This is a genomic window from Variovorax paradoxus (assembly GCF_040544635.1).
GTDB classification, from domain to species: domain Bacteria; phylum Pseudomonadota; class Gammaproteobacteria; order Burkholderiales; family Burkholderiaceae_C; genus Variovorax; species Variovorax paradoxus_R.
This window is the reverse complement of the sequence record NZ_JBEPKJ010000013.1, coordinates 99,705-112,085: the sequence shown is the minus strand read 5'-3', so window position 1 is coordinate 112,085 and position 12,381 is coordinate 99,705. Positions and strand designations below refer to the sequence as shown.

2 protein-coding genes are annotated in these 12,381 nt (G+C 68.9%); both read left to right on the top strand.

What is annotated here, in order from left to right; translation table 11 throughout:
* Positions 1-77: 77 nt before the first annotated feature.
* A complete protein-coding gene (locus ABIC94_RS21430) occupies positions 78-7,379 on the top strand; it encodes an amino acid adenylation domain-containing protein (protein WP_436318072.1) in 7,302 nt (2,433 codons plus the stop codon).
* The gene (locus ABIC94_RS21425; RefSeq protein WP_354374996.1) at positions 7,376-12,379 is read left to right on the top strand and encodes an amino acid adenylation domain-containing protein; all 5,004 of its coding nucleotides are present in this window, start codon (positions 7,376-7,378) and stop codon (positions 12,377-12,379) included. The genes ABIC94_RS21430 and ABIC94_RS21425 overlap by 4 nt, the downstream gene beginning before the upstream one ends.
* Positions 12,380-12,381 lie beyond the last annotated feature (2 nt).

Sequence of the window (12,381 nt, the reverse complement as noted above, 5' to 3'; positions counted from 1 at the left end):
AAGTCCCCCAACTAGCCTTGGGCGACTTGTTCGTTTCGCTGTCCAATTCGAAAACAGCAGAACGAATTGTCATCTCAATGGTGATTGGACCGAAAAATATGCGGCTTTGGAGGCAATGGGCCGGAGCCGCCGGGCAATTGCCGGACACCCCCTTTGCAGCAGCCTGGCTTCTGTTGCAGGCACGCTGGCTCGGCACGCAACAGCCGGTTCTGCACGAAGCGGTGATGAGCGCATCGGAAGCAGTCGCCAGGCAAGCCACGCTTGCCACAGCATTCGATTCCGAGCAGCCGGCAAGCGCCTGGCTCTCCGCGCTGGACCAGCAACGCCGGCGTGTAACCGAAACAGCCAGAACCACCGAAGCAACCGCACCTGAGTCATCGCCGGGCTTTCTCTGGCTGCGCGGCGACGCCGACACTCCCCCCACCCAAACCCAAGCCGAGGCTCCCCTCCATCTTTGGCTGAGCACCGCATCCGACTCGCCGTGCCTTCACGCCGACGCCGCAGCCGGCCTTCTGGATCCCGCATCGATCGAGCAATTGCTCGTGGCCATCGCCGACACCGCCGCTGACCTGCTCGACCGCGCCGACGCTCCACTCGGCGACATCCGCACCCTGCCCGCCGCCGACTGCGAGCACCAGCTCGCCATTTGGAACGAGGCCATTGCGCCGCTGGACCGCACCCTCACCGTGCCGGGAGTGTTCAGCCGCCAAGCCGCGACCGCTCCCGATGCCGTAGCCCTTGCCGAGGGCGACGCCCGGATGAGCTACGGCGAACTCGAGCGCCGTTCCGACCGGCTAGCCCAACGGCTCCAGCACCTGGGCGTGCAGGCGGGCGACAGCGTCGGGTTGCTGCTCGACCGGTCGATGGCGGCCGTGGTCGCGCAGCTCGGCATCCTGAAGGCGGGCGCGGCGTATGTGCCGGTTCCGACGGACTTCCCGCCCGAGCGCATCGCCTACATGCTCGACGAGGCGAACGCGCAGCAGGTAATCGCCACGCCCGCGCACCGCGATCTCGTGCCTGTGCCCAAGGCCCTGCTGCTGCTCGATGAATCCGGGGAGTTCGAAAGCGCCGAAGACAACGCACCCGCTTCCTGGAGCGCCCCGGCCATCGACGGCGAATCGGTGGCGTATGTGATGTACACCTCGGGCTCGACGGGCACGCCCAAGGGCATCGAGATCTGCCACCGCGCAATCCTCCGCCTGGTCGTCGATGCCGGCTATGTCGAGCTGGCTGCGGGCCGCGCCATGCTGCATGCCGCGCCGCTCGCCTTCGATGCCGCGACGCTCGAGATCTGGGGTCCGCTGCTCAACGGGGGCTGCTGCGTCATTCACGACGAGCGCGTGCCCACGGGCGCCGGCCTGGCCCGCACCATTGCACGCCACGACGTGCACACCGCCTGGCTCACGGCCGCGCTGTTCAACGCGGTGATCGACGACGACCCGGCGCATCTCTCGGGTCTGCGGCACCTCTTGACCGGCGGCGAAGCCCTGTCGGTGCCGCATGTGCGGCGCGCACTGGCGGCGCTTCCGCAACTGGTGCTGAGCAACGGCTACGGGCCGACCGAATGCACGACCTTCGCGGCGACCTACCGCATTCCCGCCGCATTGCCTGCCGACCTGCGCTCCGTGCCGCTCGGCCGCCCGATCAATAACACCGTGCTGCGCGTGCTGAGCCCCACGATGGACCTGCTGCCGACGGGCCTCGTGGGCGAGCTTTGCATCGGCGGCCACGGTCTGGCACGGGGCTATCTGCGGCAACCCGCGTTGACGGAAGAACGCTTCGTGCCCGATCCGTTCGGCGCGCCGGGCGAGCGCCTCTACCGCACAGGTGACCTCGCGCGCTGGCTGCCCGACGGCACCCTCGAATTCATCGGCCGCCGCGACGGGCAAGTCAAGATCCACGGCCATCGCATCGAGACCGGAGAGGTCGAGGCGGCCATCCTCGCCCATCCTGCCGTCAAGAGCTGCGCCGTCGTCGCGCGGCCCGATGCCGATGGGCAGTTGAGCCTGGTCGCCTACCTTGTCGCGCGTTCGCAGAAGCTTTCTTGGGAGGCGCTGCGTGCGCACCTTGCGGCACGCCTGCCCGCGGCGCTGCTGCCCTCTGCGCAAGTCTGGCTCGAGCAGCTCCCGGTCACGGCCAACGGCAAGCTCGACCGCAAGGCCCTCCCCGAACCCGCGGGCGAGCGCCCCGAACTCGCGCAGCCGTTCGAAGAAGCGCGCAACGCCGCCGAGCAACGTGTGTGCGAAGCCTTTGCACGCGCACTGCGCATCGGGAAGGTCGGGCGGAACGACAACTTCTTCGACCTCGGCGGCGATTCGATGCGTGTGCTGCAGGTGCTGGCGGAATTGCAGCGCGAAAGCACGCGGTCGCTTTCGACCAACCTCTTCTTCCGGCATCCGACGCCGAGCGCCATGGCGGCCCACCTGGAACCGGCCGGTGATGCAACGCCTGCGGCCGCCGCCCGGTCACGCGCAAACCAGGCACCGGCAAACACAGCCGACATGTCGGATGCCGTCGCGCTGATTGCCACCGCGGGCCGCTTTCCAGGCGCTGCGGATGTCGAGCAATTCTGGGACAACCTCGTCGCCGGCCGCGACACCATCAGCTTCTTCGATGACGAAACGCTCGATGCGGGGGTGGCCGAAGCCTTGCGCACGGACCCGGCCTATGTGCGGGCCCGCGGCGTGATCGAAGGCATCGAGAACTTCGACGCCGCCTTCTTCGGCATCGGCCCGAAGGAAGCCGCGTTGATGGACCCGCAGCAGCGCGTGTTCCTCGAGATCTGCTGGGAGTGCCTCGAGCGCGCGGGCTATGTGCCCGACGCCGCGCCGGGCCCCGTGGGCGTGTATGCCGGCATGTACAACGCCAGCTACTTCCAGCGCCACGTCAGCACGCGGCCCGACCTCATCGAGGCGGTGGGCGAGTTCCAGGTGATGCTGGCCAACGAGAAGGACTACATCACCACGCGGGTCGCCAACCGGCTCAACCTCACGGGCCCCGCGGTAAGCGTGCACACTGCCTGCTCGACCTCGCTGGTGGCCGTGGCCCATGCCTTCCATGCGCTGCGCACCGGCCAGTGCTACATGGCGCTGGCGGGCGGCGCGTCCGTCACCTGCCCGACGCGCAGCGGCTACCTCTACCAGGAAGGCTCGATGCTTTCGCCCGACGGCCGCACGCGCAGCTTCGATGCGCAGGCCCAGGGCACGGTGTTCAGCGACGGCGCCTCGGTCGTGCTGCTGAAGCGCCTGGCCGACGCGCAGGCTGACGGCGACACCATCTACGCGGTGCTGCGCAGCGCCTGCGTGAACAACGACGGCGGCGCCAAGGCGAGCTTCACCGCGCCCAGCGTGGACGGACAGGCCGCCGTGATCCGCGCCGCGCTGGCGGCTGCCAACGTCGACGCGCGCAGCATCTCGTACGTCGAGGCGCACGGCACGGCCACGCCGATGGGCGACCCGATCGAAGTCGAGGCGCTGGCCTGCGCCTACGGTGAACACACCGATGCGCTGGGCTACTGCACGCTCGGCTCGCTCAAGAGCAACGTGGGCCACATGGTGACGGCCGCGGGTGCCGCGGGGCTCATCAAGACAGCGCTTGCGCTGCACCACGAAGTGATTCCGCCGACGGCGCACTTCACCGCGCCGAACCCGACGATCGACTTTGCGCGCACGCCCTTCTACGTCACCCCAAGCCTGCAGCCGTGGCCGCGCACCGGCGAGCCGCGGCGCGCCGGCGTCAGCTCTTTCGGTGTCGGCGGGACCAACGCGCACGTCATCGTCGAAGAGGCACCCCCGCGTCCCGCCTCGACCAGCGCGGTGGGTCCGCACGTGCTGCCGCTGTCGGCCCGCTCGGAGGCCGCGCTGGCGGTGGCCGCGGAGCAGCTCGCCGCGCACCTCGATGCAACGCCGCAGGTGCCGCTGGCCGATGTGGCCTACACGCTCGGCGTCGGCCGCAAGGCACACGCTTTCCGCCGCGCCGTGGTGGCCGGCAATGCAGCCGAAGCCATCGCCGCGCTGCGCGGCAACGACAGCGCGTGGCGCGTCAGCGGCCACGTCGATGCACGCGCGCCGCAACTGGTGCTGATGTTCCCCGGCCAGGGCGCGCAGTACGCCGGCATGGGCAAGAACCTGCACGCGAACGACCCCGTCTTCGCGGCCGCGTTCGACGCCTGCCTGAAAGCCTTCGGCAGCGCGCTCGAATTCGACCTGCGCGAGCGGATGTTCGGAGACGACGCCGATGCGCTGGCACCCACGGCCGTCACTCAGCCCGCCATTTTTGCGCTGGAATATGCGCTCGCACGCAGGCTCCTCTCGCTCGGTGCGCGGCCGCACGCGCTCATCGGCCACAGCGTCGGCGAGTTCGTGGCCGCGGTGCTGGCCGGTGTGATGCGCCTCGAAGACGCCGCCCGCCTCGTTGCCCGCCGCGGAGCGCTCATGCAGGCCCAGCCCGCGGGCGCGATGCTCTCGGTGCGCCTTGGCGCCGCCGAACTCGAGCCCAGGCTCGGTCCGTCCCTGTCGCTTGCCGCGGACAACGGCCCCACGGCTTGCGTGGCCGCCGGTCCCTTCGATGCCATCGCGGCCCTGCAAGCCTCGCTGCAGGAAGAAGACATTCCAAGCCGCCCGCTGCAGACCTCGCATGCGTTTCACTCCGCAATGATGGACGGCGCCGTCGCGCCTTTCGAAGCGCTGGTCGGCGAAGTGGCCTTGCACCCGCCGACGATTCCGATTTTTTCGACGCTCACGGGCCGGCTGCTTGAAGACGCGGAGGCCACGAGCTCGGCCTACTGGGCCCAGCACCTGCGCGGCACCGTGCACTTCTCGCCGGCCGTGCGCAATGCCATGGCGGAGACCGCGCGGCCGCTCTTCGTGGAAGTCGGCCCCCGCAACGCGCTCGCAACGCTGGTGCGCCAGCACGGCGCCGGCGAAGTGATGTCGCTGCTGCATGGCGAGCCGGCCGACGAGGCCCGCACCCTGCGGCTGGCGCTGGCCCGTCTGTGGACTTGCGGTGCCGACATCGAGTTGTCGCGCCTCGCCGTGCGCACCGGCGCACAGCGGGTTCGCCTGCCCACCTATCCGTTCGAGCGCAAGCGTTTCTGGGTCGACATCGCGGCCCCTGCGGCAAAGCCGGCGATTTCGCCGGAGGCCGCGCCGCCCACGCCCGCCCTTTTCGTTCCACCCCCCGTTTTGGAGACGACCGTGACAGTTGCTGCAGCGCCCCCGCCACTTGCTTCTTCCGCCTTGACTTCTTCCGCCCCGTCGCTGGACGCGCGGTTGCGGACCTTGTTCGAAGACATCTCCGGCATCGACATGGCCCAGGCGGAGGGGCACGCTGCCTTCGGCGAACTCGGCCTGGATTCGCTCACGCTGACCCAGGTTGCCACGCAGATCAAGAAGCGCTTCAAGGTGAACCTGAGCTTTCGCCAGCTCATGGAGAGCTACCGCAGCTTCGACGCCCTCTCCGCATTCCTGCGCGAGAGCCTGCCGCCGGAGCCGGTGGCCGAACCCGCAGCCGCGGCATCCGCGCCGGCTCCAACCGCCGTCGCCGCACCTGCGCAAACGGCCAGCGTCGTCCCGGCGCCTCTGCATTGGTCGCCGGTGTACACGCCGCTTCAGGGCAGCGGAATTGGCGCCACGCCGCTTGTACAACTGGTTACGCAGCAAATGGAATTGATGCGCCACCAGCTCGCGCTGCTGTCGGGCGCGGGGGTGGACGTGCCCTTCAGCGCGATGGCGCAAACGATGCAACCGGCGACGCAGCAAGCCATGCAGGCAACGGCCGCGCTGCCCGCCGCCGACGAACCCGCTGCATCCAAAGAGCCGCTGCGCTACGACGTGACGAAGGCGTTCGGCGCCATCGCGCGGATCCACACGCAGCGCACCACCGAGCCGACCGGCCGGCAAAAGGCGCGGCTGGCGGCCTTCATGCGGCGCTATGTGGAGCGCACGCAAAAGAGCAAGCAGTTCACCGAAGCCAACCGCCCCCACATGGCCGACCCGCGCGTGGTCAACGGCTTCCGGCCGCTCACCAAGGAGATCACCTACCAGATCGTCATCGAGCGCTCGAAGGGGTCGAAGCTCTGGGATATCGACGGCAACGAATACGTCGATGCGCTCAACGGCTTCGGCATGAACATGTTCGGCTGGCAGCCCGACTTCGTGCAGGAAGCGGTACGCCGGCAGCTCGACGAAGGCTATGAAATCGGCCCGCAGCATCCGCTGGCCGCCGACGTCACGGCGCTCATCTGCGAGCTCACGGGCAGCGACCGCGCGGCGCTTTGCAACACCGGCTCCGAAGCGGTCATGGCCGCGCTGCGCATCGCGCGCACGGTCACGGGGCGCAGCACCGTGGTGGTGTTCACGGGCTCCTACCACGGCACCTTCGACGAAGTGCTGGTTCGCGCCGGCAAGGGCGGCAAGGGCCTCTCGGCCGCGCCGGGGGTGATGAGCGGCATGTTCGGCGACATCCGCGTGCTGGATTACGGCACGCCCGAGGCGCTGGCCTTCATTCGCGAGAACGCCGAAGACCTTGCTGCCGTGCTGGCCGAGCCGGTGCAAAGCCGCCGACCCGACTTCCAGCCGCGCGAGTTCCTGGAAGAAGTGCGGGCCATCACCGCGCAAAGCGGCAGCTGCCTGATCTTCGACGAAGTCATCACGGGCTTTCGCGTCGGGCTGGGCGGCGCCCAGGAACTCTTCGGTGTGCGGGCCGACCTTGCCACCTATGGCAAGGTGATCGGCGGCGGCTTCCCGGTGGGCGTGATTGCCGGCAAGCGCGAGTTCATGGACGCGCTCGACGGCGGCGCCTGGCAGTACGGCGACGACTCCATTCCCGGCGTGGGCGTGACGTACTTTGCCGGCACCTTCGTGCGGCACCCGCTCGCGCTGGCCGCGGCCAAGGCATCGCTCACCTATCTGAAAGAAGCTGGCCCCGTGCTGCAGATCGGCCTCAGCACCAGCACCGGCACCATGGCCGAGGAGCTCACGGCCTGGTGCGCCGAGGTGGGCGCGCCCATCGCGATCAGGCACTTCGCTTCGCTCTGGCGCGTGAGCTGGCTCGAAGACCATCCGCTGCAAGACCTTCTGTTCGCAATGATGCGCAGCCGCGGCGTGCACATCCTCGACAACTTCCCGTGCTTCCTGACCAGCGCGCACAGCGAGGAAGACATCGCGACCATCCAGCGCGCATTCAAGGAGTCCGTGGCCGAAATGCAGGAATCCGGATTCCTGCCGCGCCGCGCAACGGTCATCACCGGCTTCGACTACCGCAAGGACCAGGAAGAAGACGGCTCGGTCCTCGCCCGCGACATCGACGGCCAGCCCTTCTGGTACGTGCCGGACACCTCCTCTCCCAGCCATCTCATCAATGGAAAGGCCACAGCATGAACGCCGTTCTTCGCCCCCCCGCCGCCGCGGGCCTTATCGAATGCGTCATCCCGACGACGGAATCGCAGCGCGAGGTCTGGCTCGGCGCGACGATGAGCACCCAAGCCTCGCTGGCCTACAACGAATCGGTGCTGCTTCGCATGCGCGGTCCACTCGATCCGGATGCCATGGCGCGTGCCGTGGCCCGGCTCGTCGATCGCCACCAGTCGCTGCGCGCCACGATTTCGCCGGACGGCACCTGCATGCTGGTCGGCCACTCCGGCGACGATCCGATGGCACAGAAAGACCTGAGCGGCCTTTCGCCGGAAGCCCGTGCACAAGCGCTGAAGGCCGCGCACGACGCCGCCGTGTGCACGCCTTTTTCGCTGGAGCAAGGCCCGCTGTTCCGCGCCGTGCTGTACCGGCTCGGCGATGCCGAGCATGAACTCGTCATGTCGGCGCACCACGTGGTGTGCGACGGCTGGTCCTGGGTGGTCATCACCGAACAGCTCGGCCATCTCTATGCCGAGCAGACCGGCAACGGGCTGCGGCTCAAGGCGGCACCGGCTTATGCAAGCTTTGCCGCGGAAGAAGCCGCCGAAGCCGCACACCCCGATATGCAGGTGCATGTCGACTACTGGCTCGAGCGCTTCCCTGGCGGGATCCCACCCGTGCTCGAGCTTCCGGTCGACCACCTGCGCCCCGCCACGCGCACCTTCAGCTCGCAGCGCACCGAACGGCTGCTCGACCGCCGCCTTGTGACCACCCTGCGCTCGATGAGCGCGAAAACCGGCGCCAGCCTGTTCGCAGGCCTGCTCAGCGGCCTCGTCGCGACACTGCACCGCCTCACCGCGCAGGACGACATCGTGGTCGGCATTCCGGCGTCGGGCCAGATCGCGCGCGACATGCCCGACCTGGTGGGCCACTGCGTCAACCTGCTGCCGCTGCGCCTTTCCGCGCACAGCCAGATGCGCTTCGATGCATTGATGGGCGAGTGCAGCACCGCCGTGCTCGACGCCTTCGACCACCAGGCGCTCACCTACGGCGCGCTGCTGGGCAAGCTTTCGCTCCAGCGCGACCCGAGCCGGCTGCCGCTGGTGAGCGTGGTGTTCAACGTCGACCCCGACGTGGCCAGCAGCACGCAGGCGTTCACGGGCCTCGACGTCACGCAGGACACGATTCCCCGCCAGTACGAGAACTTCGAGCTCTTCCTGAACCTGCGCCCGCTCGACGGCGGGCTGCAGATCGAGGCGCAATACAACACCGACCTGTTCGACGAAGCCAGCGTGCAGCGTTGGCTGGACATGTTCGAGTGCGTGCTTCGCTCGGCCGCGCGCAATCCGAGCGAGGCCATCGGCCGGCTCGAGGTGCTCTCGCCGGAAGGCGCGAAAGAGCTGATTGCGCTGCAGCCGCCGCCCACCGCGCTGGAAGGCGCGCCGCATGCGCTCGCACGCTTCCTGGCCCGCGTGCCCCTGCAGCCTGACCGCCCTGCCGTGCGCGACGGCGCGCGAATCTTCACCTATGCCGAACTCGACGCGCAGTCCAACCGGCTCGCGCGTGCATTGCGCGAACGCGGCGTGTGCCGCGGCCAGCATGTGGGCCTGTGCCTGGAGCGCAGCCTCGAGATGGTCCTTGCGATGGTCGCCGTGCTGAAGGCGGGCGCCGCCTACGTGCCGCTCGACCCCGGGTTTCCGCAGGCGCGGCTCGACCACTACGCCAAGGATGCCGGCCTCAGCCTGCTGCTGACCTCGTCCGATATTGGCGCGGCGCCGCGCAGCTGGCGTGAGGGCGCGGGCGAACAGGTGTTCGAGATCGACCGCGACAGCGCCTGGCAACAGGCCTCCGGCGATCCCCTGCCCGCGAGCGAAGACGACGCCGGCCCGGACGACCCTGCCTATGTGATCTACACCTCCGGCTCCACCGGCCTGCCCAAGGGTGTGTCCGCGCGGCACGCATCGGTGGCCAACCTGCTGCAGTGGATGCAGAGGAAGTCCGGCATGAACGCCAGCGACCGCATTGCCGCGGTGACCACGCTGTCGTTCGACATGGCGGTGCCGGACCTGCTGTTGCCGCTGGCAGTGGGCGCCGAGATCGTGATGGTGCAGCGCGAGCTGGCCATGGACGGCGTGCGCCTGAGCACGCTGCTCCAGGAAGAGCAGATCAATTTCCTGCAGGCCACGCCCGGCATGTGGCAGCTGCTGCTCGACGCCCAATGGCCGGGCGCACCCGGCTTTCGCGGCTGGATCGGCGGCGAGCCGCTGCGGCCCAGCTTCGCGCTTGCGCTGTGCGAGCGTCTTTCAGAACTCTGGAACGGCTATGGGCCGACCGAAACCACCGTGTACTCCACGGCCTGGCTGGTCGACCCCGAAACCGTTGCATCGCGCGGCGTGTCGATCGGCCACCCCGTCGACAACACCGAGATCTGGATTCTCGACGCCGACCTGCAGCCCTGCCCCATCGGCGTGCCGGGTGAAATCTGCATTGCGGGCGACGGTCTTTCGCAGGGCTACATCGACCGCCCCGAGCTCACCGCCGAGCGCTTCGTTACCGCCCGCCTCTTCGGCACGGCAAAGCGGCTGTACCGCACCGGCGACCGCGGCCGCTGGCGCAACGACGGGCTGATCCAGCATCTCGGCCGGCTCGACTTCCAGCTCAAGGTGCGGGGCTACCGCATCGAGCCGGGCGAAATCGAGGCGCGCTGCCGCGAGGCGGCCGGCGTGTCGCGCTGCGTGGTCGTGGCACGCGAAGACAGCCCCGGCGACGTTCGCCTGGTGGCCTACCTTGCGCTGACGCCCGGCGTCGATTTCAATCACGACGCGCTCATGGCGCACCTGCGCGAACACTTGCCGGCCTTCATGCTGCCGCAGCACGTGGTCGCGCTGAAGGCCCTGCCCACATTGCCGAACGGCAAGGTCGACCGGGTCTCGCTGCCGGCGCCGCAAGCGGTTTCGCGCGACGAGGCACGGCGCGGCGCCGCACCGCGCACCGAATGCGAACGCAAGGTGCTGGCCACCATGGAGAAGGTGCTGAGCCTGCCCGGCCTCGACATGCGGGACGACTTCTTCACGATGGGCGGCCACTCGCTCCTGGCCTCGCGCCTCACCACGCTGCTGAGCCGCGAGTTCAAGATCACGCTGCCGCTGCGGTCGCTGTTCGAGGCGCCCACGGCCGAACGCCTGGCTGCCGTGGTCGAGGGCCTGCAGAGCGCGGGCTCCGGCGTGCAGGCCCCGCTGCCTTGCCGCTTCAATCGCAAGACGGCTCCGCTGACGCCGTCGCAGGAACGCATCCGCTTCATGGAGGACCTGCACCCCGGCCGCTCGGTCTACAACGCGCCCGCCGCCCAGCGGCTGACCGGCAATTTCGATGCCGCGCGCTTCGAGGCTGCGTTCAGGGAAATCATTCGCCGCCAACCCGCCCTGCGCACCCGCATGGCGACCGACCCGCACACCGGCCAGCCGGTTCAGGCAATGTCGGAGGCGGTGGACTTCGAGCTGCCCTTCATCGACCTGCGCAACCTGCCGGCCGACCAGCGCGAAGCCGAACTGGCCGAGCGCATGCAGGAGCTTGCCGACCGGCCCATCGACATCCACCGCGCGCCGATGATGCATGCGGCGGTGTTCCAGCTCGATGCGCATGAGCATGTCTTCGTGTTCGTGCCGCATCACCTGATCTGGGACGGCTGGTCTTTCGACCTGCTCCAGCGCGAACTCTCCGCCCTCTACGACGCGGCCGAGCGCGGGCGCCCGCACGCCCTGCCCCCGCTTTCCACCACCCACGGCGACTATGCCGAATGGCAGGCGAACTGGATGAAGGAGCCCGGCTTCCAGGAGCAGCTGGACTTCTGGCTCAAGCGCTTCGCCGACGCGCCGATGCCGCGCCAGCCCAACACCGACATGCCGCGGCGTTCGGGCAAGAGCGGCCAGGGCGGTGCGCAGTGGGTCCGGGTCGATCTCTCGACCACGCAGCAGCTGCGCAAGGTTGCGCGCGACATGGATGTGACGCTCAGCATGCTGACCTTCGGCCTCTATGCGCTCACCATGAGCCGGGTCATCGGATCGGAGACCATCGTCATCGCCAACCCGGTGCGGGGCCGCCAGCAGCCCGAGACCGAAGACGTGATGGGCTTCTTCAACAACGTGCTGCCGGTGACGCTGCAGGTCGGCCCCGAGCAGTCGCTCACCGAGTTCATGCGCTACGTGAAGCGCGAGCTGCTGTCGCTCATGAACTACCAGCAGGTGCCGTTCGAGCGACTGATGGCCGAGCCCGCCCTGGGCGCCCGCATCCGGGCGGTCGGCCCGTACCAGTCGATGTTCTCGTTCCAGGACGCCCGCGACCGCGCACGCCGGCTCGGCAGCCTGCAGACCCGCCAGCTGCACCTGATGCAGCACGGCGCCACCGACGACATCGGCATGTGGCTGATGGACAAGCCGCACGGGCTGGAGGGCGCGCTGATCTACAACGCGGACATCTACCTGCGCGAAACCGGGGCGCAGCTGCGCGACCGCTATCTCGAGCTGCTGCAAAGGGCCGCCGACCATCCCGAAGCCACGCTGGCCGAACTTTCCAGCGAAGAAGGCTCCACCAGCGCCGTCTACCTGCGCAAGCTCGCCGCGGTAGATCCGCACAAGGCTTCGGCACCGGTGAACGGCGCTGCCGCGGCACCGAAGGCGGACGACACCCTCCTGAATCCGGAACATGCGCGGCTCGCGCAGATTTGGGCTTCGGTGATCGGCATCGACGTCAACGACATCCGCCCGACCGACAACTTCTTCGACCTCGGCGGCGATTCGCTGCTCGTGCTGCGGGCGCTCCAGCAGGCCGAGCAGACGCTGGGCTACCGCGTGCATTCGCGCCGCTACCTGTTCGAGAACCTCGGGCAGATCGCGTCGTCCGCCCACGAAGCGCCAGACAGCGCCGACCTCTCGGAACTTGCCCCGCTGCCCCTGGGCAACCTCAAGGGCACGGCGCGCGGCGAAGGCCTTCTGAGCCGCACCTTCGGCGGCTGGCTGCGCAAGGAGTGAGC